The sequence below is a fragment of the Spirosoma arboris genome, from assembly GCF_009754945.1.
Taxonomy (GTDB): domain Bacteria; phylum Bacteroidota; class Bacteroidia; order Cytophagales; family Spirosomataceae; genus Spirosoma; species Spirosoma arboris.
In genome coordinates this window covers 324,588-348,960 of sequence record NZ_WPIN01000001.1, presented here as the reverse complement: position 1 = coordinate 348,960, position 24,373 = coordinate 324,588, and the positions used below count along the sequence as shown (strand labels likewise).

Below are 24,373 nucleotides of genomic sequence, written 5' to 3'. Positions count from 1 at the left end.
GCCTTGCGCTATTAGGCATTTATCACACACATAAATTCTCAATTACCAGGGTTTACCGGTGCCCTGAACTAACCATGGTTTCGACCAGGCACTGTTTTTACCGTCAGATTGCGAGTTGGCCGTTATTTCCAGCTTGTCCATAGCCGCTGCCGAATTGGTTTTGTTCAGATTCAGCTCATCCCGCATGTAATAAAAACGCACAGGAAGTGCTTTCCGCTTGGCCGCATAACCTGCAGCTAAGGCAGGCAAACCCGTCCGGCGATAATCGAACCAGGCTTCGGTAGCACTCGTCCAGCTGGCAATCCATTTTTGACCGATGAGTTGCGATAGAGTACCATCGTAGACAACACCTTTCTGGGCAATGAAGGCAGTATAGCTACTGGCCAACCCCCAGGCCGTTAACGAGGCTTTGACACCTGCTTCGTACTGCGTTTTCGCATCGCCGGCAGCCCAACCTTTCTGAGCCGCTTCGGCTAGAATGAACCGCACTTCAGCTGCCGATACCAAACGGGCTTTCAGTAGCGTTCCTTTAGCCTGCATGTAAATTTCGTTCAGGTACGAAACGTGCGGATTAACCGATGTTTGGCCCGGTGTTGGATTGAAGTTATAGCCAGAAGGAAGCTGGGACACACTCGGAGGCAAACCAACGTAATTTGGGTCGGTATCAATTTGAGTCGTTCCAACTTTATCAGGCGATAAGTAACGAACGCCGTTTACAATTTTGTCCGTACCAGCTGGTAGCGTTGCATCAACAGCCAATGGAATCTCTACTTTTTTAGCCCAAAGTGCCAAACGTGGATCGCTGGTTGCCTGCATGGGTTTGAGTAGCGTAGAGCACATTTTTATCCGGCGATAGTTGCTGCCACTAACATCAAACACCGCATTTGATGGCCAGGCATCGCCCGAATTATTACCAGCAAAGGCCATCGTCGCATCGGCAGAAGCGTCGTCGATGATGGGATATTGCGTAGGATTCGCTACGATTTTTTCAATCCCTGCTTTAGCCACATCGGGTTGTTTAGCCGAAATACGCATGTAGTACCGAAGCTTGAGCGAGTTGGCCAGTTTCTGCCATTTGGTTGGATCACCAGCGTAATACATATCCGCACTTTCCACGATACTGCTATAAGACGCTTTAGGCTTCGAGAGTAGGGTGCTTGCTTTATCCAGATCAGCAATAATACCAGCATAGATCACATCCTGACCGTCATATTTCGGAGCAATGTTATCTACACCACCAAGTTCTCCCTTCAGTGCGCTCGTATAAGGAGCGTCTCCCCACAAGTCAGTAATCAGACCGAAGATCATCGACTTCATCACCAACGCCACGCCCTGTTGGAATTCCATATTCAGCGTAACTGCCCGTTGATAAAGCAAGTCATTGTTGCGAAGCAGATCATAATAGGCAGTCCAGCTCTGATCGCCACCCCAGTCGTAGTCGTTATGACTGCTAAACCAGGCGTCTTTCTGGGTGTGCTGTACAACTCCGGCAATATCCTGAAAACCCAGGTTGACGTACGCCTTTGCGGTTTCTGTCAGCACGGTAGGCATGATCAGGTTTGGGTTCACTGTTTCGGGCTGAACCCCGTTTGGGTTTATGTTCAACTGGCTCAGGTCTTTACAGGAGAATAGGAAAGCCACAAACAGAACCAGACAGATAGTGCTCTTTTTTAGTATATTTTTCATGGTCGAATGCGTTAGGAAGTTCTTAGAACGTAAGGCCAAGTTTGAACCCAACCGGAATAGTCCAGGGAGTTACGTTGTAGCGCTCAATACCCTGCTTAAACTGCGTACCAGCTTGTGGGCTCGCCTGTGGCTGGAAGGCCATTTCAGGATCGACGTTGATTTTGGCTGCTGTCCACAGAATAATGTTGCGGCTATATACCGAGAACGTAGCACTCTGTATACCAATCGACTTAACGAATTTCGCCGGTATATCGTAGCCCAGCGAAACCTCCCGAAGTTTAATGAATGAGGCATCGAAGGTAGCCGCCCGTGTAAAGCTCCAGGGGTAGTTATCACCGTAAGGGATGATTTTGGTACCCGCTCCACCCAGGTTTTCGGTGTAACCAGTTATGTTACCCTGCGAATCATACTGGGCAATAACCCCTGGATTGAATACGCCATACGCATAGGTTTTTCCGCCAAATTCAAATGGATACCCGCCATAGGCTGACGTTGGACCACCCACAATCGGGAAGAAGTTGCCGTGAATTTTGATGTACTCATCCTGATTCGCGACCAGCCAGTTACGTAGCTCATCACCCGACCGGCTACCGGGGTTGATCAAATTATCTAGGAACCGCTGCGAACGCAGATCCGACTCCATATATCGGTACGTCTGCGATACGAAATCACCACCAGAGCGCCAATCGAGGGAGAAATTGAGTGTGAAACCTTTGTACGAAATTGAGCTCTGTGCACCCAGCATGAAGTTCGGGTTGAAGTTTCCGATTTTGTTCTTCGTGTTAGTTGCACTCGTACTCTGCCATGAACCATCGTTGTCCAGAATAGGATAACCATAGTATTGCGATTTCGGATCGGTTACGGTAATCACCGCGGCATCATAGATGTCCCCAACTTTATCGCCAACATAAGTCCAGGCACCACCCTTCGCATCAGTCCATAGCGTGTAATATGGTATGCCTTCGGCCAGTTCTTTAATGCGCGTTGTATTCTTGGTGAAATTGGTTGTCAGATCCCAACGCAGACCACCTTTATCGACGATTGTTCCGCCCAGCGAGAGTTCAACACCGCGGCTTTCGAGCAGACCAGCGTTGATGTTTTTGGTTGTAAAACCAGACGATGGGGCAATTTGCGAGGGCAGAATCTGGTTTCGGTTGTCTGACATATAATACGTTCCCGAAAACCGGAGCCGGTTGCGGAACATGTTGTAGTCGATACCCACTTCGTAAGAGGTAGCAATTTCTGGCTTCAGGTTCGGCAGCAGAATGCTATTCGATTTCGTCAGACGCGTTACGCCATTCCAGGCACCGGCATCACCCAGCGTAGGATAGAGACTGTACGGATTGGCGTCATTACCTACCTGCGCTACCCCAGCCCGAATCTTGAACATATCGACTGTATTCGGCATGTGGAACATTTCATTGACCAATACACTCAACGAAGCTGATGGATAGAAATACGAGCGATTGTCGACCGGCAACGTACTTGACCAGTCATTACGAGCGGTCAAGTCTAAGTAAATCATGTCTTTGAAACCCAGATTGGCCGTGGCATATGCGCTGTAGATCGCCTTTTTGTACAGGTAATTACTGTACTGTATGTTGTTTGGCGCGATATTCTGAATGGTAAACAAACCTGGAATAACCAGTCCTGCACCACTTTTGCTACTGGTGCTCATATCTGTCGACTGCGAATAGCGGTTGTTGCCCCCTGCCGATACAACTACACTCAATGCATTGAATCGTTTGGTATAGGTAGCCAGGAAGTCGGCGTTGCGTTCGTAGCGTTTCAGGTTAATCAGACCATAAGCCCCATTGGGTTCGCCGGTATAGCTACTGGCGATTTTCGTTTCCCGTTGCTCATTATACGTATCGAGTGCATAGCGGCCCATCAATTTGATCTCGGGCGTAATCTGCCATTCGGCCCGCATGTTGCCAAATAACCGATCCCGCACATAGCCATTGTTCACTTCGTAAGCCAGGAACCACGGGTTGTTGTAGTTACCAATACTTTGGGACTTCTGTTGTAGACCTTCTTTGCCTGGTACCCAATAATTACGCAGGTCATTGATGTCGATGTGCGACCCTACGGCATACGCCCATTGTAATGGGTTCGTTCCCCGTTCGCCAGCGGGCCGATTGTTTGAGTTGTTTCGGCTGAAATCCAGGTTGGTGCTCAGCGTCAGTTTACTACTAACGCGTACGGTTGTATTGATGGCCAGCGTGTTTTTGAACAGATCGGAATTGGGTACAATACCCCGGCTGCTCATATTGGAATACGAAAGCCGGTACGTGATTTTGTCCGAATTATTCGAAATCGATACGCCGTTTGTACTCGTAATGCCCGTTCTAACAAAATCCCGGACGTTGTTTGGGTGCGAAACGAGTGGAGTTGGGATTTGCTTCCCATCCGATCCAACAGGGCTATTCCACTGAATGGCGTTATAGCCTTTGTCCAGCTCAGGACCAACACCACCCGATGAACTTTCGTCAATTTGCAGAATTCCACCTGGATACGGGTTATTGTCTGGCGTAAACGGAAGAATCCCCGTAGCAAAATGGCTCCCCATTTTCAGGTACTTGTAAGGCTGATCGAATACGGTATTGGATGTCAGCGAAACCGTCATTTTCTGTGATTTCGAGCCACTTTTTGTCGTAATCAGCACTACACCGTTACCCGCCCGCGAACCGTATAAAGCAGCCGCGCTGGGTCCTTTCAGGATGGAGATGTTCTCAACATCATCGGGGTTAATGTCCGAAATGGCGTTCCCATAATCGACGCGGTTGTCGCTACCAATCTGGCTTACATTGTTCAGCGAGTTGTTCACCGGAACACCATCAACCACAAACAAAGGCTGGTTGTCGGTATTCAGCGATTTAGCACCCCGGATAATCATGCTCACTGACGAACCTGAAGGCCCTGTCGAGCTAATCTGAACACCCGCTACGCGGCCTGCCAGTGAGTTCAGTACGTTTTCCTGCGCTACCCGGCTTATGTCTTTCCCCTGTACTTCGCCAACTGAGTAACCCAGCGAGCGAGCCTCCCGCTTGATACCCAGAGCGGTAACAACGACTTCGCCGAGAACCTCGTTATTTTCAACCAGTTCAACATTAATAACCGACTGATTACCAACGACAACTTCCTGTGTTTTATGCCCGATAAAGGAGAACACAAGAACCGCCGTATTACTATTTACAGAAATCGAATAGTTACCCTTTTGATCCGTAACCGATCCAATTTGTGTACCTTTAATCAAGATATTAGCTCCAGCAATTGGCTGATTGTTCGTGGCTAATGTAACCGTTCCCGTTATGGTTTTGGCCGGATTTCGTTGAGGGAAGCCTTTGGCCAGCGCGTGCAAAGAGCATAGTCCGACCAGTATGGCAACGGCCAGAGAATGCCTTAGAGTCAACTGAAAAGTAGAAATTGGTTTCATGCGTGTTCAGTTATGTGAGGTTCAATAAATTAAATACAGAGGTTAATTAGTAGGAAATTACACGTTCATGGAGTCGGTGGTCGCGTTTCTACTCCGTGTTTATCAGATTCAGGTTGCTGTTCGTGTTGATTCAATAATTCAATAAAGTAAGCTTCCAACAGGTCAGAATAGGCTTGTCTGTCTTCTGGCCTATGCAAGCCAGCCAGAAATTCATCCAACTCTTCTTTCGACAGGTTGCTGCGGATTAATTGCTCAATCAGGTGTGTAGCGCCTTGCCTTGCCATTACCTTTGTGTTTAGGCAGTTTACAGATACTACTGGCAAGGCAGAAAAAAAGGCTACTCTTCTATGCGGATTTTATTTAGCTAGCGAGGTCTACCCGTTCCCGCAAAAGCTGTTTTGCCTTTACAAGCTGGTTTTTAACGGTATTTTTTGAAATCCGTAATGACTCCGCTATTTCCTGATAGGATTTTCCGCCTTCTATGTTGAGCAGTAGAATCAGCTTACGTTTTTCAGATAGCGCATTAATAGCTTTGTGGAGGAGTATGCACCGGGTTTCCAGGTCTTCCTGATCTTCTTCGGTGGTGCGATCCATGCGCTCCATGTACCGCTGCCGAAGCAGCTGGCTCTTTTCCACCTGTTTCAGGTAATCGAATATCATATTACGCAGGCAGGTGAACAGATAAGAACTGAAGTTTAGCTCTGGATTAATGAGGGCTCGTTTCTCCCAGATCTTTATAAATACATCATGCACCATATTCTCGGCCTCCTCTTTATCCTTTAGGAGCGAGATGCTAAACTTGAGTGCGGGTGTCCGATAGTGCTGATACACTTTAGCAAAAGCCGCCTTATCACCCTGAATAGCTTGGTGAATAATAGTTTCGGTGAGACAAGACATGAGTATTGAGAAGTTAAGGTGGAAATTCGGGTACAAAAAAGAAGGCTAAAAATCAGCACGCACAAAAGCAGATTGTTTAATCAGATACAGTCAGCTATTCACCGCTCAGATCATCAGAAAACATTAAAATTGAACTAATCGCAAAATTTTTATAAACAAATCCAGAAAATCACAGAATAGGATTTTGGATTAACCAAACAGAATGATTTTTCGCGAACCGATAAAGTCAGTTATTAATCACTCTATGAAGATGATTTATTCAAAATAATATTTGGCCTAGGTTGTGCAGCCGCAACAAATATAGAACCGCCTATTTCATTTTATTTTCGCTTCTTGCGTAAAATTGCCTTCAATTTGCGCAAATCATTCAAATTTCATTCAGGGGTAATCTTCCGGAAGACAGTACGATTGCGACTAACACACTATCAGCCATTTACGAAAACCAGCATAGATTGCCCGAAAGGCCCTTAACCTTGAGTTAACACGCCTTTTAGTTGTTCTCCACTATCCATTGGTCTGGAAATTACTGTTCATCGAATAGTACGATACATTAGCCAGGGAGTATATCAGGAGAACGCCAATAAATGATGCCCCCACGATTCCAGCTGAATTTGTATCGACATTTTCGAGATTTTCTGAAGCCATACGCCATATCTTGGAGATATGGCGTATGGCTTCAGAAAATCTCGAAACTATGGCAATGCATATGCATTGGTGGGATTGGCCTTTTTCTCTGGACTTGTGCTCCTGGTACTCAGTCAGATCAAAACAACGCATCGGTAACGACCTACATCGATACGCCTTTTGAGCAGGAATACCATGAGCCTTATCCGGTGGGTCAGGATGACAAAACGAATGAGGTTCGCAGTATTGCGGTAGACCGTCAGGGGGTGGTCTGGATTGCTACAGGATCGGGTATATTTTCAAAAAAAGCGGATCAGCATGAATGGACGTCCATGCTGCCACCTACCGAACAGGGGCCTTCTTTTTCGGTAGCCATCGATGCACAATCGACCGTTTGGGTTGGTGCCTGGAATGGTCTCTATCGTTATAAAAACCACATTTTTGACCAGGTAGCTGGTCTCGAAGCGCCTATTGCTGCAGTGACAGCCGCCCAAGAAGGTGTATATGCATTGGGACCACAGGGGGCCTGGCTCATCAATGAGAAAGGCACGCAAAAAAAGAACTATACACTACCTCACGCCATTCGGAATGCGTTGTCGGATAATCAGGGTGGTTTGTGGGTAGCCACCGATGTCGGGCTTTATCACGTTACAGATCAGGCCACGACTCTTTTTCAAAAAACAGATGAGCTATTGAGCGCTTCGGCAAAAGGTATTGCGTTCGATTCAACTCATAATCTGTGGGTTGCAGGTTTGGGTGGCGTAACCGTTTTGCAGCAGGAAAAACCCAAACAAGTTATTCAGCCAGCACAAGGTATGCCGTCGGTTTTTGCCACCTGCGTCGAACGGGCACCTAATGGCAGTATGTGGGTAGGCACCGAAACGGGTGTCGTCCGGTATCGTCCTGATGGCAGTCATTCCCTGCGGTTTAGCCGCCGGTGGTTGCTGGATGATCACGTAAACGACATTGCCTTCGACGCCGAGGGAAACGCCTGGGTCGCCACCACTAAAGGAGTAAGTGCGATTAAACGTCGACCCATGACGCTGGCGCAAAAGCAGGATTACTTCTACGATGTGCTCATGAAGCGGCATATCCGTAGTCCGTGGATTGCCGGTCAATGCCGTTTACCGATTCCGGGAGACGTAACCACCTGGGAGTCAGACGATGATGATAACGACGGGGAGTACACGGCGAACTATCTGGCTATGGAGTGCTTCCGGTATGCAGCGACAAAAAGTCCCGACGCAAAAGCCAAGGCAAAAAAAGCGTTCGACTTTTTAAAACTGCTTCAGGAAGTGACGGGAACCGATGGATTTTTTGCCCGAACCATTGTGCCCGCCACCTGGACTCGCGTTGACGACGGGAATCGCACATTTACTCCACGCGAACGCGCCGACGAACTCGTAAAAGAGCCTCGCTTTAAAGCCGTGGAAATTCGCTGGCGAAAATCGGCCGATGGCAAATGGCTCTGGAAAGGCGATACGAGTAGTGATGAACTCTGCGGCCACATGATGGGCTACTATGTTTACTATGAACTCGTAGCCGACGAAGCGGAAAAAGTCGTTATCCGAAAACACGTTGCGCGTATAGTCGATCATCTGATTGCCAACGATTTTTCACTCACAGACATCGATGAAAAACACACTCGATGGGGAGTCTGGTCGCCCAATCGACTGAACCGTGATCCAGATTGGGCACCCGACCGAAACCAGAATTCAATGGAGTTGCTGGCGTTTCTAAAGCTGGCCTATTACGTAACGGGCAAGCCTATTTATGAACAGCACTACCGACGGCTCATTGACAAGGAAGGCTATCTGGATAATATGGCGAAAATTGATCAGCAGAACCCAGCCTGGTTCATTTACTTCGATGTCATGCTGGCGGCCTACATCTATCCAATTCTGGTTCGCTGTGAGAAAGATCCTGAAATCCGATCTTTCTACGAGAGTCATATGGATAAGTGGCTGGCACAGCGCAAGGCCGACAAAAACCCACTTATCAATTTCCTATACTGCTATTCCCGCGACAAAAAGGTCGAATTAGTGCCCTCTATCGACTTTTTAGTCGATACACCCCTTGACTTAATTAACTGGACAGTCGATCATACCAAACGCGAAGATGTGTCCATTGTGCGAACGCCTGTGCTGGATGAGCTTCAGGTTAATGAGCTACCTCCGGCTAGTATACGTACCGTTGTCCGCTGGGATAAAAACCCATGGGCTGCCGTAAATGGCCAGCCCGACATTGAACGCGAGCCCGTTTTCTGGCTCCTTCCCTACTGGATGGGCCGCTATCTGGGTATGATTGAGGATAAGAAATAGACGTAAGCAAGTGAAATAACCGAATTTACAACCTGTTCCATTCAGTACCATGCGCATCAATTATACACGATTAGCCTATTGTTTTCTCACTTTCCTCGTTCTGGGGAGTCAGAAACTAAAGGCTCAGGCGGTCTTTCAGGACAAGCCTTTCCTGCAGGACTACAGTGTCAAATACTATTTCGACAAGTCAGGCATCAACCTTACGGGCGTAGCTAGTGACCGAAATGGTGTGATTCAGGTGATTTCATCAGAAGGGCTACTTCGTACCGCCGATGGCGATTTTTTGCACCCCGGCACGCTCGTACCTGATCAGACCAATCGACCGCTCAAGGATATGAAACTTCAGGCAATTGGCTCCTATGGTCAGCAGATCGTTTACCTCGACCAGAAGGCCGTGTTGAGCAATGCCTGGGCGGGAAAACTGTACGATGAACACCAGCTCCCACAAGCTCGAATTTTTGCCGGGACGCCTGCGCTAACGTTTCTTGTTTCCGATGGAAGCGCTCTGCATGTTGTCAAGGATGGTAAAGTACTTTGGAAAGGATCATTCCCAGCTGATGAGGTGATTGCGGCCCATTTTCAGCCCGCAGGCAATGCCTTCTGGATACTCGGCAAAAAGTCTGTCTATACGCTTTCGGGGGTAGATTTTAAGCTCACAAAGGTGCTCGATGGCGCGGGATTTACGGCATTTGCGCTGACGACTAAGAAGGCAATTATCGGCACTAATGACGGCTATCTAGAGCTCGATGTTGTTAGCAAAAAACAAATCGGCGCTATTCATCGTAAACTCCCCTGGACGGAAATTACGGCAGTGGTCGACGTAGCCGGTAAACTCTGGTTTGGTACAACCAAAGGCGCTTTTTCACTACGCCCCGATGGTAAATACGATTATTACAACGGTGAGCGCTGGTTACCCGGCAATCAGGTGACGGCGATTGCTGAAGGCCCAAAAAACTCCATACTGATTCTAACGACCGAAGGTTTGGGCAAAATCTGTTTCAAGTCGATGACGCTCCACGACAAAGCCGTTTTTTTTGACGATCAGGTTCGGGCTCGTCACATTCGGAACGGGTTCAATGCCTCACTCGATCGCATGCAAAAGGGCAATCTGGCTACCGGCTATCTGTCTGATTCTGACAACGATGGCCTTTGGACGTCAATGTATCTGGCTGGAGAGGTTTTTCGCTACGCCGTTACCAAAGATAAAGATGCCCTGCAAAACTGCCGTGAATCGCTCGATGCGATGGAGCGATTGTACACCATCAATCCGGTACCGGGCTTTCCGGCGCGATCCTTCGAGCGAGCGGGATATATCAAACAGTTACATGATTCAGAACGTTGGCAACATTCGCAACAGCCCGGCTGGGACTGGAAATCCACGACCAGTAGCGACGAAATTATTGGCCATATTTTCGTTTTCGGAGCCATGGCCGAACTAGTCGATGACAAGAACCTGCAACGCCGGTCCATCACGCTCATTGATACGGTTATGAGTCATATTTTGTCGCACGATTTATACTTGATTGATTTTGATGGGAAGCCAACGATGTGGGGCAAATGGAATCCAGAATACGTGAATAATTTTCCCATCAACGTGGGCGACCGAAAGCTGAATTCGTCCAACATTGTGGCTATGCTACAGACAGCATATCACTTTACAAAAAAGGAAAAATACAAAAAGAAGGCTCTCGAACTGATGCAGAAACACGGCTATCTGGAAAACCTGATGCGCCCCATGAGCATCATTGGGAAGGCCCCAGCCGATGCTGATGAGCATAGTAAACACATGTCGGACGGCTGGAATCATTCCGACGATGAAATGTACTTTGTTGGTTATTGGGGATTATACCGTTATGCGTTCGATGATGCCTTAAAGGCAAAGTACAAAAAGGCCATTATTGACCATTGGGAAGTTGAGCGCCCGGAAAAAGACGGTGCCTGGAACATTTTCACCGCTCTCACCGGAACCAAGAATTTCGACCTGCCCGAAGCTATCTGGTATTTGCAGCAGTATCCGCTCGATATGATCGACTGGTCGATTATGAACAGCCACCGGAAAGACATTGACACACTTGCTCCAAACTTCCGGGGACAAACAACCAAAGAAGTGCTTCCTCCCGACGAAAGCCCCATTCAGCGACACAACAGCAATACGTTCACCCTGGATCGTTCCAAAGGCAACAGCGGCACCTCCGAACACAGTGCTGGTGACATCTGGCTCCTCCCTTACTGGATGGGTCGTTATCTGGGTGTCATCAGTGCTCCAGCTGGAAAATGATGGCATCGTGGTGTCGGGTTGAAGAACCTGACACCACAGTTACTACATATCGGTGAGCGTATAAACTGTTACAAAACACATGAAACCATTTTGCACGGCTCTCTTGGTGATCCTGTTTGCCAATCCCTTAGTGGGCCAAATCACCCCCTATCGCGATGTACCTTATCTACAGGACTATAGCATCAAATATTACACTAAAGACAGTACGATTCAACTGCAAAACGTTGCTACCGACCGGAATGGGGTGATTCAGATTTTATCATCGAAAGGCTTATTACATCCTCGCTCAGGACAGTTTCAATATCCCGGAACCCTGGAAGCAGACCGTTCGTATCGCCCAACTGCTGATCGAAAAATTGTGGGATTAGGGTTGTATGAAAACCAGTTCGTTTACCTTGATGATACGGCCATTTTCAGCAATGCCTGGGCAGGCAAGTTGTTCGATAAACATACCATGCCCGGTGCAAAACTGTTTTGCGCTGGTTCGGGATTTACGTTTCTGGTTTCGGATGGTACGCACCTGAAAGTTGTTACCGAATCGTCGGTTGTTTGGGAAGGTGCGTTGGCGCAGGATCAGGTGAAAGACATTCGGTATGAAGCAGCGAAAAAACGGTTCTGGCTATTGGGAAATCACTCGTTGAGCGTCCTTGATGTAGGCGCAAAAAAGTTGACAACCGTTTTTCAACATCCTGATCTTACCTGCTTCGACATCGACCAGAATAAAGTTTTTCTGGGTACGAATGATGGCTATCTGACGCTCGATGCCAGTACGAATAAACCTATCGGTAGCCTTCAGAAAAAACTCCCCTGCCCCGATTTGACTACCATTCGCGCAGTGCAGGGCAACCTCTGGTTTGGTTCCACGATTGGCGCGTTCATGTTGCGAAAAGACGGCAAGTTCAACTATTACTATGGCGAACGCTGGCTGCCGGGCAATCAGGTAACCGCGATCTCGGAGGGGGACGATAAAACGGTTTTGATTCTGACAAACAAAGGACTGAGTGAGATTCATTTCGATGCGATGACCTTGCATGAAAAAGCGCTACAATACGAAAAACAGGTACGACAACGGCATATCCGTTACGGGTTCAATTGCGACGTTTCACGGATTCAAAACGGTGATTTATCCACCTTTCAAATGGACCAGCACGATAGCGACAACCTATGGACGTCGATGTACCTGGTCAGTCAGCTTTTCCGATACAAGGTAACGGGCGATAAAGTAGCCCTCCAAAACTGCCTCGAATCGTTTGCAGCCATGGAGCGATTGTTCACGATCACGAACATGAATGGCTATTTTGCAAGGGGTTACGAGCGCCGGGGTTATCATAATTTTGTTGCCAAAGCCTGGGATGGCGGGCTGACTAATGGCTGGACGCATGCCAATGATCCGGAATGGGATTGGCGCGGAACAACCAGCAGCGACCAGACGGTGGGCCAGATGTTTACGCTCACCCTCATGGCTGAACTGATGGACGGCGACGTAAAAAAACGAGCCATTACGCTGATTGACGAGTTAATGACCAACATCATAAAGAACGATTGGTACCTGATCGACTTCGATGGCAAACCCACACTCTGGGGCAAATGGAATCCGACTTATGTGAATGGTTTTCCGACGAATGTAGGGGATCGAAAAATCAACTCATCCAACATCATTGCCTTTCTGCAAGCCGCGTATCACTTTACGAAGAAGCCCATTTATAAGGAGAAAGCCTATGAGTTGATGCAGAAACACGGTTATCTAGAAAACCTGATGCGGCCCATGAGTGAAATCGGGAAAGCGCCAGCCGGTTCGGACGACTGGGCTAAAATGCTCTCCGAAGGCTGGAATCACTCCGACGATGAAATGTACTTTCTGGCGTATTGGCCCCTATATCGCTACGCGTTTACGCCCGAACTGAAAGAGAAATACCGTGAAGCCATCCGAGACCACTGGCAGACTGAACGGCCCGAAAAAGATGGCCTCTGGAATCTCTGCTACGCCATGACCGGCGCTAAAACCTTCGATTTACCTGAAACTGTCTGGTATTTGCAGGAATTTCCGCTGGACATGATCGAGTGGCCCATCGTGAACAGCCACCGGAAAGACATTGAGCTAATTCCCGAAAACTTCCGGGGACAAACGACCAAAGAGGTATTGCCACCTGACGAACGCCCTGAACTTAAGCACAATCGTAACCTGTTCAAGCTTGACCGCCCAACCAAAGTTGTCAGCGAGTTAAGCGCTGGTGATTCATTTTTGCTACCCTATTGGATGGGGCGATATCTGGGCGCAATTAGCGGACCGACGGGAAAGTAAAGGGCATCGCTTGATTAACTTCCCGAAAGTTTAGACCTTTCGGCTGAGCCGCCATTGCGGAAGTTAACATGAATTTGAAGGCATATACATGGACAATCGTAAGTACCCCATTGGTCCGTTCGTAACGCAGGATACGTATTCAGCCGATGAACTGGATCAACTTATTAGCATCATTGAAAGCAGCCCGGCCCGGTATCGGGAATTAGTCGAAAATTTATCGCCAGCTAATTTAGCGAAAACATACCGTGACGGCAGCTGGACCGTACAGCAATTAGTCCATCACGTGGCCGACATCCAGTTTGTGCATTTTTTTCGGATGAAAAAAGCATTGACAGAACCTGACTATAAAGAGCTTACGCTCATCGACATGAATGCCTGGGCACATACACCTGATGCCACCGAAGCTCCGATTGCAGATTCTCTGATTCTGTTCGAAGGAGTCACCCTGCGCTACGTATACCTGGCCAAATCCCTGACAGAACCGATGCTCGCAATTGCGTATTACCATCCCGTTCGGCAGATTATGATCAATCAGGCTCAGGCGCTGGCCATGACGGCCTGGCACGTCCAACACCATCTGGCACATATCAAACTGGCCCTGTCGTAAGGGAGTTGTGCGGTGATGTCAGATGCTCACATCTGACAATTGAGGTTTCTCAAAACCTCGTGTCTATAGGTTTTGAGAAACCTCCTAATGTCGGGTTTAATAACCCGACATCACAGCCAATATTCACCAACTTAAATCGTCAAGCTCCAGCCTTCTCTATAATCCCGTTTTACAAATTGATTGGCCTGATCGTAATTCGTGATTTTCATGTTGGGCGCATCATAATACAACTTCTTGCGACCGTTATATCTGTCAGACGATCGCTTGGCCGATGGGTTATCGCGGAGCATCCAACTGCGTAAGGCCAGATTTCCAATCAGGATACTTTCGGCAAATGGAGCTGCATATTCGAACGGCGAACTCGTTACGCCTTTTCCATGACCCGCAATGCAGGCGTCGACCCATTGGAGGTAATGATCTTCGTTCGGTACGCGGGCAATCGTTTCGGGAATGTTAATCGACTCGTTGGCTTTCAGGGGCAACAAACGAGGATTAGCCCCATAGCAATCAGCCATGAGCTTTCCTTTGGAACCTATGAATAGCACACCACCATCAGAATTACCAAAGCTTTCGCCGGGCAGTAACTCTTCAGGCAATTCAGGCAAAATACCGCCATCATACCAGCTCAACTTAATATCGCCCTTGCCGTCTTTACGAGGATAATTGAGGTGAATGGACGATGAAAAGGGTGTCCAATCTGGGTTATCGTCTTGCGGACGTAACGTAAATGCCCACGTACCGGCCAGACTACATTCAACAGAGGTTGGATAGTCGATGGGTAAAATTCGAAAAACGGGGTCCATAATGTGGCAAGCCATGTCGCCCAGAGCACCCGTTCCATAAGGCCACCAGCCTCGCCAGTTCCAGGGCAAATAGGCTTCGTTGTACGGCACTTTCTTGGCAGGACCTAACCACAAATCGAAATCCAGTTCTTTCGGAATATCAAAGGTTTTATCGGTCGGAACGGCTTGTGGCCAGACGGGTCGGTTGGTCCAGGTCAGCACTTTGTGAACCTCACCAATGGTTCCGGCATCATAAATTTCTTTCATCCGACGAACGCCATTGCCCGAACCACCCTGGTTGCCCATTTGGGTAACGACTTTGTATTTTTTTGCCGCCTGTCCTAAAATTCGCGCTTCGTAAATATCGTGTGTAAGTGGCTTTTGGGTGTACACATGTTTGCCCAACTGCATGGCGGCCAGTGTGGCTACAGCATGCGTATTGTCGGGCGTGGAGATGGAGCAGGCATCAATGTTCTTGTTTTCTTTGCTCAACATTTCCCGGAAATCCTTATAGTACGTTGCCTTCGGGAAACGACTCCGCGAATCCACCGCCTGCCGATCATCGACATCGCAAAGAGCCACAATATTCACATTAGGGCTTTTTGAAAAGGCAGCCAAATCACTTTTGCCTTTGCCGCCTGCGCCAATCCCCGCAATGTTGAGTTTATCACTCGGCGCAATAAACCCTTTTCCGAGAACGTGCCGGGGAACAATAAAAAACGACGTAGCTGCCAGAGACGATGTTTTCAGAAAGTCGCGCCGACTTTCTGCATTCGGTGTAGTTTTCTTTTCTTCCATGAAAGTACTAGAGGTTTTGATGATTTAGGAATAAACTAAGATTTGCTGGCAAAAGCGTGCACAGACCTATTGTATACTACTGATTTATAGCGCAATCGTACCTTCGACTAGATAGCTTTTATTCCAGATCGTCTATTTTGTTCCAACCCCCTCGTCAGGAATAGGGTCTTCTCAACGATATAACCCCCTCCTACTACAAATGAAAAAAATATACAACCCACTGCTAATCGTCTTATTGGTCATAACGGGCTTTACCTCGTTGGCCCAGAACTCTCCTTTTGAATTCGGAGTAAAGGGAGGATTGAACCTCTCTTCGTTAAGCTTCAATAACAACACGATACCAACTAACCGTATCAAACCTGGAGTCAACATAGGTTTTACCACTACGTACAATTTCAGGCAAAACTTCTTCCTTCAATCAGGTCTTTCGTTCACCACGAAAGGAGCAGAAATAAAAGGGGAAGCGCCAATGGGCTTCGATTACAACCTGGTATATCCAGGGCGGGAAGCGGTACTGAAAAGTAATCAGCTCTATTTGCAAGTGCCCATCTATGCTGGTTATAGACTAGACGTACTACCGGGCACAAGGCTTGTGCTCACTGCGGGGCCTTATGTTGCGTACGGCATCGGTGGCAAAACCCAGTTAACGGGCGATATCCTTTACGGCGATATGATTGACTACAGCACCCTAGAGGAAAAGACGTTTGCCAGTCGGGGCCTTGAGCGATTCGATGTTGGTATAGGAACCGGAATCGGTGTCGATTTTGGTAGAGCTATTGTAGGACTAACCTATGAGTTGGGCCTGAAAGATATAGGCCCGTCTGGGACTGTTTATTGGCCTTTCTATAGCAATAGCTATAAAAATCGCAATGCGTCTCTGTCGCTGGAATATAAATTTTGAGTTGTTGACTAGCTTTGGTGTGATCCCGATGGGGTCAGATGTCTATAGTAAACATGAATTTCTATAACCATTTGACCCCGATGGGGTCACACTCTTCAACAGACGATTAAAATAAATCATACCAGATTACTCCGGCCAGTATTCAGCCATTTTTTTGCGTAGGAAAGCAACACTACGCTCAAGCTGCGCCATACCATCGACCCCATCTTCAATGCTGATCCAGCCATCGAAACCCACTCGTTTTAGCTCAGTGAATATGGCATCATAATCGTTGAGGCCTTTGCCAATTTCGCCGTGGCTGAGTCGTTTGGCGTAACCAGCCGCCCCACCTTCTTCACGACGAAGATCTTCAATGGTTCCTTCGAGCAAATACCGATCGCTGGCATGCATCGTCACTACTCGATGCGACACACGATAGAGTAATTCCAGGGGATCTTCACCAGCCAGGTAGGTATTACTTGGGTCATAGTTGACACCAAAATTCGGATGATCGATCCGGTCGACAAGCATACAGAACACATCCATTTTCTGGGCAAATTCAGGATACGTCCAGAAGTCATCTTTGTAGTGATTTTCGATGATGAGCGTAATGCCGCGCTCCTGTGCATAGGTCAAACAGGCTTCGATGCACTCAGCCGCCAGTGCGACACCTTCTTCAATGGAAAGCTCCGGGCGTCGTTGTCCCGATAGAACCCGGCAGTATGAACCTCCCAGGATATACGTCATATCAATCCAGCGTTTCTGCTTCGCAATTTCGTTTGCGCGGAAGGCAGCATCGGGATGCGTAAAATCGGGGGAACAACACATCATCGGAATCACTTTTCCGTGTGCTTCCACTTGCTGGCGAAATAGTGGCCAGTTGGCCTCATCGTCCATTTCCAGAAATCCGGCATACCATTCCAGGCCATCAATATCGAGTTTGGCTGCCAGCTCAATCCATTCCGAAACACGCATGGTTCCGTCTTTGCAGAGCTGCTGCATAAAAGCTTTAGGAAAAGCGGCTAATTGGGGCATAGCGTATAAAGGGTTAATTCTTCGGCAGATTTCGGCCAATAAATGGGTATTGTTCAAGGTCAACGATTTGTCCGCTAACGGGGCCGCTTTCGTCTGCCAGCCAATATACGGCAGCAGCAGCAATTTCATCAGGACACAAAATCCGGCCCGACGGTGCCAGTTCTAGCGGAAGATGTTCGTACCAATCGTCAGCCATTCCCTGCTCATGCTTGCGCTGGATTTCCCGCTCTGTCAGCACCCAACCCGGATTCAACTGGTTGACTCGTACACCCGCTTCCCGATGAAGCGTATCACCAAGGTTACGGGTTAATGTCACCAACGCCCCTTTCGACACGCTGTAGGCCATCAGATTCGGTTCGCCACACCAGGCGTTGAGCGACCCAATATTCAGGACGCAACCACGCCGTTTTTGCAGATGTGGCAGAGCCACCTTAATCAGAGCAAAAGGCGCTAACGCATTCACTTCCATAACCTTGCGAAACAAACTCAGATCGGTCGTTTGGGTATTTGATGAAACGACCATAGCGGCATTATTGACAACCGCATCCAGGCGACCAAACGTTTTCAGGGCCAGATCGACCAAATGTTGCGGGGCCTCGTCGGCAGTAATTTCTTCAATATGCAGCACGGCTTTATCGCTTCCCAGCGAGGCCACGATTGCTTCGCCGAGTTCCTGCTCCAGTCCATGAATAACAACCCGTGCTCCTTCGGCAACACACCGGTTGGCAATGGCTTTTCCAATGCCGGTACAACTGCCGGTAATGATGATGACTTTATCTTGCAACCGCATTGGTTAAACCGGTTTGAGTACGCTTTTTACGACATCTCCTCGGTGCATTTTTTCGAAGGCTTCGTGCCAGTCGGTAATAGGCCATACGCCCCCAATAATAGGCTTTACATCCAATTGCCCATTGGCAAGCAAGGCGATGACCCGCTCCCAGATTGGCCAGTTATGGCTGAAACTTCCCTGAAGAGTCACGTTTTTTTGCACCAGTGGGTCGAGCGAAAAACCGAGCGGCTGTGGGCCCCAACCTACCTTGGTAATATGCCCATTGGGTCGTACCAATTGCATTGCAATTTTCAGGGTAATGCTCGTACCGGCCGCATCGATGATACAGTCAGCTCCGAGGCCATCTGCTTTTCGTGCCCATTCTGTGGCATCCCCAATGATGGCTTCGCAGCCGTAGTGTTTCCCGATTTCAAGCCGATGTCGGTCGGATTCTAACCCAACCAGAGCAACTTCGGCCCCGCAGAGTCTCGCCATGGCGGCACACAAAATACCGATGGTACCCGGTCCAAGCACAATAACGCGGTCGCCCGGTTTGATCCGGCTGTTTTCCACTACTGCATTGAACGCCACACAGCAAGGTTCTGTCAGGCAAGCCTGCTCGAACGCTAGTTGATCAGGCACATGGTGCAGACACCGGGCCGGAACGCGGACAAAGCGTGTCATGGCCCCGTTGACCCCATATCCAAATCCTTTCCGCGTAGGATCGAGGTTATAGAGGCCACGACGAGTCATGGGGTTGTTGGCGTCAATAACAGCCGCCGTTTCACTAACCACCCGGTCACCTTCACACCAGCCTGTTACCCGACTTCCAAGTTCACTAATATGGCCACCAAATTCATGACCAAGTACGACTGGGTAGTTTACTGGCCAGCTATGATCAGAGGTCCACTGATGAAGGTCACTTCCGCAAACGCCTACATTGGCAACCTCCAGCAACACATCGTCCTCGCCAATAGTAGGCCGATCCAGTTCACGAATCTCGACGGAGCCTTTCTCCGGCGCATAATTAACAACGGCAGCAGATTTCATAACAAAATGAGGATAAGAAATAGAATCAATTCGCTACGGGCACATCGCCATAAGCGTGAATTTTTTCGCAGATCAATCGAAGGGATGCTTCCAGGTTACCATCGGCGGTTTTGAACGCATCGGCATCAATGGTAAGTGGCGCGCCAAGTACAACCAGCGGAGCGCCATATTCGGGGCAGCGAATGGCCTGTTCCAGACTTAATCCACCAACTGCCTGAACCGGCACCCGAACCGCCTGCACAACCTCGCGAAGCTGATCCAGCGGGCTGGGCATTCGGTGACCCTGAGCAGCAATTCCCCGCCGTTCGTCGTAGCCGATGTGATGAATCACATAATCGCAGCCGAGGTCTTCAAGCCATTTTGCTCCCTCGACCATATCCGGGCAAACCATGTTATCGCCCATGACCTTCGCGCCAAAATCACGGCCGGCTTTCACTACGCATTTGATGGTTTCGGCGTGGGCACGAGCCATTACCACCACATGCGTGGCACCAGCTTTGGCCATCATTTCGGCTTCGAGGTAGCCGCCATCCATCGTTTTGAGGTCGGCAACGATGGGTACATTCGGAAAAGCTTCGCGTAGTTTTCGTACGCCATGCAGGCCTTCTGCCAGGATTAAAGGCGTTCCGGCTTCCAGCCAGTCGACACCTGCCCGCATGGCTAAAGCAGCCGTTTCGAGCGCTTCGTCAATGTTGGTCAGGTCTAGTGAGATTTGAACAATGGGTTTCATTTAATACGAAAAAGAGCAGCGGAATAAATCATTAATCATCGAACTGGACTCGCCTTCAGGAAGGTGATTGTCAACGACATCAGCCAGCGTAGCGAGCTAAAATCAACAAGAAGCACTAACGCTTCTGGGTATAGTACTACAATAAGAATTATTCAGGCTATTGATAACTGGAAATAATTCATGGACCTAATAGCCTGAACAACCCGTTGACTAGTACTATGATAGTCTATAATTGTATCGATTAATCAGGACTAAGCAGCCATTGGCTGCTTAGTCCTTTGGCTTACATTTCGTCCGTCAGTATGTGTAATCGCTCGTCAAATGAATAATGCTCCAACCCATCTAAGTCTGCTTCAAAAATTACAACAGGGCCAAAACGTATACGGTAGCTGCATCACCTCGACCGCTCCTATGTGGCCAAAAGTCATTCATCAGACTGGCGTTGATTTTGTTTTCCTGGATACGGAACATATTCCATTAGATCGGGCTGAGTTGGCGAGTCTTTGTCAGCAGTTTCGGGCCTATGGTATTACGCCCATTGTTCGAATTCCCAGCCCCGATCCGTTCCGGGCCTGTCAGGCAATTGATGGCGGAGCCATTGGTATCGTGGCCCCTTACCTCGAATCCGTAGAGCAGATTCAGGAACTGGTCGGCGCTACTAAATTCCGGCCTTTAAAAGGCGAACGACTCACGGCTTATTTGACTGGGCAGGAAGAAATGTCGGCCGATATGAAAGCGTACATTGCCGCCTATAATGCCAATACGATCTGCATTGCCAACATCGAAAGCGTACCCGCCCTAAATCGGCTCGACGAACTGCTGTCGGTGCCGGGACTCGATGCGGTGTTCATCGGGCCGCATGACCTGTCGGTCAGTTTGGGGTTACCCGAGCAATATGATCATCCCGATTTTGAGGCTGCTGTACGATCCATCATTCATCAAACACGCGCCAAAGGTCTTTCTATCGGCATTCATTTCTCGCTGGAACCCGAGCGCCAGATTAAGTGGATGAAAGAAGGCGTCAACATCGTGGTGCATAGTTTCGATGTAGCTTTGTTTAGTCAGCGCCTGCGCCACGATCTTCGTATTATTAAAGAAGCAGCGGGCGATACGCCATCTGCCGATACCAACTCAATGCCCGTCATCTGATGCGGACTATGGCATTTTCACGTAACCGGCCAAGTCCCATCTGGCACTGGCAGAGTGTATTGCTGGGCGGATTAGCGCTGTCAATTGGTTGGGGCATCCGGGGCAATTTCGGTCACGAATACGGCGCTGCCTTTGCGGGCTGTCTGGCAGCCATTGTTATTCCTTTGTTGTCGGGTCGTTCAGATTGGCAGCAACGCGTGCTTTACTTCGCTTTTTTCGGGGCAATCGGCTGGGGATTCGGTGCTTCGGTTTCCTATATGCAGGTCATTGCGTATACGCAAAGTGGACAAAGTCTTACGCAGTTGTATGGGTACACCGCCCTGTTTTATATCGGATTTCTCTGGGCAGGGCTTGGTGGGGCAGGTACAGCACTAGCGGCTGTGGCCGAGCGGGAACGACTGGTTCAGTTGTTCAAGCCCGTTCTAGTTGTGTTTGGTATCTGGTTTCTGCAAGACCTGTTCGAAGATCAGATCGCGAATGCACTCCAATCGGGAATTAAGCTCGATCATACGGCATCCCGACATAAAAGTCCACTCTATTGGTTCGATGCCGATTACCTCGCAGCCGCCACGGCCCTGCTGGCAATGGGCATTTATGACCTAATCGACCAAAAGAATCGAACAGCCTGGTGGCTTCCTGTTTTTGGAATTTCAGGTGCACTTCTAGGCTGGCTCGTTCAGTATTTGCTACACTTATTGGGGTTCGATCAATCACTGGCATCACTCCTGACTTATCCGCTGGGCGATCCAACGTACGTCAATCCAGAAACAGGCCAACTGGCTTTTGATTCCCATAACTTACTGAACAACTGGCCGCAGTGGTTTGGGGATTATCCTGCGCACATTGGCTGGGTAGTTGGCCTGGTGCTGGGAATCACAACTTATTTCGTCCGCTTTGGAAAATTTCGTCATGGCGCGTCCCTGATTGTCTATATGGCTGCGGGCTGGCTGCTTTCGTTTCTGGCATTTCCAGTACTCGGCAGTTTGTTTTTTGCCAACTACGGCGGCCTCCGAATGACCCCACCCCGCAGCGATGACTGGGCTGGAATTACGGGCGTTTTCATCGGTATGATTGTCTGGATGCGTCGGTATCAACTACGCCCGGTAGCTGTTGCTTCGGTAATCAGCGGTACCATTGGCGGACTTGGTTTCTCGGGTATTCAGTGGATTAAGCAATTATTGATGGCTCCGGGAAATCCCCGAATTCTACTGGGTAACGGATTATCGCCGGAGAGTGTAGAATTTAAAACGACTGTGGCTACCTGGGCCAACTGGCAGCAGCAGAACTGGCATAGTTTTCTGGAACAGAGTTATGGCTTCGTCAATGGGATTTCAATTGTTATGGCACTGGGTTTTCTGGCGACCCGCATACCGTTACACAATGACCGCATCCCAAACCAATCAATTTCTGGCAAATGGACACTGGGCGTTGCCACTGTTTTTGTTCTGCTGGCAATCCCTTACGTCAATCTCGTTAAAAATGTGGACGAGTGGGGCAAACAACTGAATCCAGAAGTATGGACGCAGGTTCGTGTGCAACCCGATGGTACCGAGGAAACAGTCCCCGCACTATGGGATGTCCCTTATCTGGGTCGTCTGCCGGGAGTTGACTTCCTGCACCTGACACCCGATGGCTGGTTTAAACTAACCTGGCTTTTGTTGTTCGTATTATTCATCATCCTGATTCGCAGACATTTTCGGGAGCCACTGGCTCTTATTCCCAATTCCTGGCTGGGCAAAGGCCAACTGATTTTCCTGATTTTACTCTGGTTTATGGTTGTCGGAAATTTTGAGCGAGCGTTGGTGAACTGGCATCCTAGCCGACTGCTAACGGAATGGGGCATCATACTCAATGCCATCCTGGCAACTCTGCTCGTGCTGACGGTACCGACCGAAAGAGCCCCGATACTAGTTCAGGTACCAACTTCGTACGATCCCTTATACAAACAAGCCTGGATACGGGCGACGATAGCCTTAACGGTTTCTGTGTTATGTTTCTGGCTGACCAACCGGATGATTTATCAGTATCCGTCCCATGAAAAACTGGACAATTCGCTTCACCTCCGCTTTGGCCCAGAAGCCGACTGGCGGGCAAGACCCAACCTGAAAAACGCTCAACATAAATGATGAATCGACAACGCATACAGATAGGAGTTATAAGCTTTCTAGTTTGGAGTCTGGTAGTTACTACCTTCGTTAAGGCCCAATCACCCGGCAAAGCGGGTTCGCCTACCGACTCCATCAGCAAGTACAAGGCTATGTTAGCAACGCACAATCCAATAGGCGTTTCTGCCCATCGGGGAAACTCACAGCTTGCCCCAGAAAATACCCTCGCGACCTATCTGGAAGCGTTGAGAATGCAGGTTGATTTCATCGAGATTGATGTTCGGACAACCCAGGACGGACAGTTGGTTATTCTGCACGATGGTACCTTAAATCGTACAACTACGGGCACTGGACCCATAAATACACAAACACTATCGGCACTTAAAACGCTATCGGCAGGCAAAGGCTTTGATGGTCGTTTTCAGACAGAACAAATTCCTACATTAGAGGAGGTATGTCAGTTGGTTTCTCGCTGGAATGCCAGTCACCCTACCCAGACCAATCTGTACGTCGATTGCAAAGCAGTAGCCCCACAGCCATTAATTGAACTATTACAGACGCATGGATTACTAAAAAATGCCGTCTTCTATGGATCAGATGATGCCTTGCTAGCCCTGAAACAGGTTGCTCCTACTGCCCGACTGATGCCTTCGCTCAAAAAGGCTGAAGATATGGCCGAGAAGATCAACAAGCTTAATCCGTATGCGTTCGATTTAAACTGGCAGGTCGTTAATGAAGCGCTCGTTCAGCAAATTCACCAGCGCGGAATCAAGGCGTTTTCTGACCTGCTAGGGCCATTTGATTCGGCTGAACAATACCAGAAAGCGGCCCGCTTCCACTTAGATGTTATCCAGACAGATTACGTAATAAAGGTATATCGAACCCTTAGTGAGAAAGAACAATGAATAGAATGTATTTTAACAC

Annotated in this window: 17 protein-coding genes; 8 read left to right on the top strand and 9 right to left on the bottom strand. The window is 48.7% G+C overall.

The annotated features are described in order from the left end of the window. Positions 1-42: 42 nt before the first annotated feature. The 4 genes from GO755_RS01430 to GO755_RS01415 form a co-directional block, all read right to left on the bottom strand. A complete protein-coding gene (locus GO755_RS01430) occupies positions 43-1,686 on the bottom strand; it encodes a SusD/RagB family nutrient-binding outer membrane lipoprotein (RefSeq protein WP_157582785.1) in 1,644 nt (547 codons plus the stop codon). A gap of 22 nt (positions 1,687-1,708) precedes the next feature. Next, entirely contained in the window at positions 1,709-5,122 is a 3,414-nt protein-coding gene (locus tag GO755_RS01425; RefSeq protein ID WP_157582784.1) for a SusC/RagA family TonB-linked outer membrane protein, read from the bottom strand. Between the two features lie 65 nt (positions 5,123-5,187). Further along, complete coding sequence (locus tag GO755_RS01420; RefSeq protein WP_157582783.1) at positions 5,188-5,406, bottom strand: hypothetical protein; 219 nt, start codon at positions 5,404-5,406, stop codon at positions 5,188-5,190. Between the two features lie 76 nt (positions 5,407-5,482). Then, a complete protein-coding gene (locus GO755_RS01415) occupies positions 5,483-6,019 on the bottom strand; it encodes an RNA polymerase sigma factor (protein ID WP_157582782.1) in 537 nt (178 codons plus the stop codon). A gap of 584 nt (positions 6,020-6,603) precedes the next feature. On the opposite strand from GO755_RS01415, the gene GO755_RS01410 reads away from it, so the two are divergent. From GO755_RS01410 to GO755_RS01395, 4 genes are all read left to right on the top strand, one after another. Continuing rightward, complete coding sequence (locus GO755_RS01410; protein ID WP_227686825.1) at positions 6,604-8,964, top strand: ligand-binding sensor domain-containing protein; 2,361 nt, start codon at positions 6,604-6,606, stop codon at positions 8,962-8,964. 49 nt (positions 8,965-9,013) lie between these two features. Further along, positions 9,014-11,242 carry a hypothetical protein gene (locus tag GO755_RS01405; protein ID WP_157582781.1) on the top strand — a complete coding sequence of 743 codons (2,229 nt, stop codon included), beginning with the start codon at positions 9,014-9,016 and terminating at the stop codon, positions 11,240-11,242. A gap of 79 nt (positions 11,243-11,321) precedes the next feature. After that, complete coding sequence (locus tag GO755_RS01400; RefSeq protein WP_157582780.1) at positions 11,322-13,544, top strand: ligand-binding sensor domain-containing protein; 2,223 nt, start codon at positions 11,322-11,324, stop codon at positions 13,542-13,544. Positions 13,545-13,632: 88 nt separating this feature from the next. Further along, positions 13,633-14,151: a DinB family protein gene (locus GO755_RS01395; protein WP_157582779.1), complete on the top strand. Its 519-nt coding sequence runs from the start codon at positions 13,633-13,635 to the stop codon at positions 14,149-14,151. Positions 14,152-14,282: 131 nt separating this feature from the next. Here GO755_RS01395 and GO755_RS01390 read toward each other — a convergent pair whose 3' ends face one another. Next, on the bottom strand, positions 14,283-15,731 hold the full coding sequence (locus GO755_RS01390; RefSeq protein ID WP_157582778.1) for a Gfo/Idh/MocA family protein: 1,449 nt from the start codon (positions 15,729-15,731) through the stop codon (positions 14,283-14,285). A gap of 199 nt (positions 15,732-15,930) precedes the next feature. On the opposite strand from GO755_RS01390, the gene GO755_RS01385 reads away from it, so the two are divergent. Next, positions 15,931-16,632, top strand: coding sequence for a porin family protein (locus GO755_RS01385; protein WP_157582777.1), 702 nt, complete (start codon positions 15,931-15,933; stop codon positions 16,630-16,632). 126 nt (positions 16,633-16,758) lie between these two features. Here the strand turns inward: GO755_RS01385 and GO755_RS01380 are convergent, their stop codons facing one another. From GO755_RS01380 to GO755_RS01365, 4 genes are read right to left on the bottom strand one after another with little or no spacing between them, the layout of a single operon-like run. Then, a complete protein-coding gene (locus tag GO755_RS01380; RefSeq protein WP_157582776.1) occupies positions 16,759-17,646 on the bottom strand; it encodes a sugar phosphate isomerase/epimerase family protein in 888 nt (295 codons plus the stop codon). Between the two features lie 13 nt (positions 17,647-17,659). Next, complete coding sequence (locus GO755_RS01375; RefSeq protein WP_157582775.1) at positions 17,660-18,436, bottom strand: SDR family oxidoreductase; 777 nt, start codon at positions 18,434-18,436, stop codon at positions 17,660-17,662. Positions 18,437-18,439: 3 nt separating this feature from the next. Then, a complete protein-coding gene (locus GO755_RS01370; protein ID WP_157582774.1) occupies positions 18,440-19,465 on the bottom strand; it encodes a zinc-binding dehydrogenase in 1,026 nt (341 codons plus the stop codon). Positions 19,466-19,490: 25 nt separating this feature from the next. Then, complete coding sequence (locus GO755_RS01365) at positions 19,491-20,195, bottom strand: orotidine 5'-phosphate decarboxylase / HUMPS family protein (protein WP_157582773.1); 705 nt, start codon at positions 20,193-20,195, stop codon at positions 19,491-19,493. Between the two features lie 321 nt (positions 20,196-20,516). On the opposite strand from GO755_RS01365, the gene GO755_RS01360 reads away from it, so the two are divergent. The 3 genes from GO755_RS01360 to GO755_RS01350 are packed head-to-tail and all read left to right on the top strand — an operon-like array spanning position 20,517 to position 24,354. Further along, entirely contained in the window at positions 20,517-21,344 is an 828-nt protein-coding gene (locus tag GO755_RS01360) for an HpcH/HpaI aldolase family protein (protein ID WP_157582772.1), read from the top strand. An 8-nt stretch (positions 21,345-21,352) separates the two neighbouring features. Beyond that, a complete protein-coding gene (locus GO755_RS01355) occupies positions 21,353-23,470 on the top strand; it encodes a hypothetical protein (protein WP_157582771.1) in 2,118 nt (705 codons plus the stop codon). Then, the gene (locus GO755_RS01350) at positions 23,467-24,354 is read left to right on the top strand and encodes a glycerophosphodiester phosphodiesterase family protein (protein ID WP_227686824.1); all 888 of its coding nucleotides are present in this window, start codon (positions 23,467-23,469) and stop codon (positions 24,352-24,354) included. The genes GO755_RS01355 and GO755_RS01350 overlap by 4 nt, the downstream gene beginning before the upstream one ends. Positions 24,355-24,373: the final 19 nt, after the last annotated feature.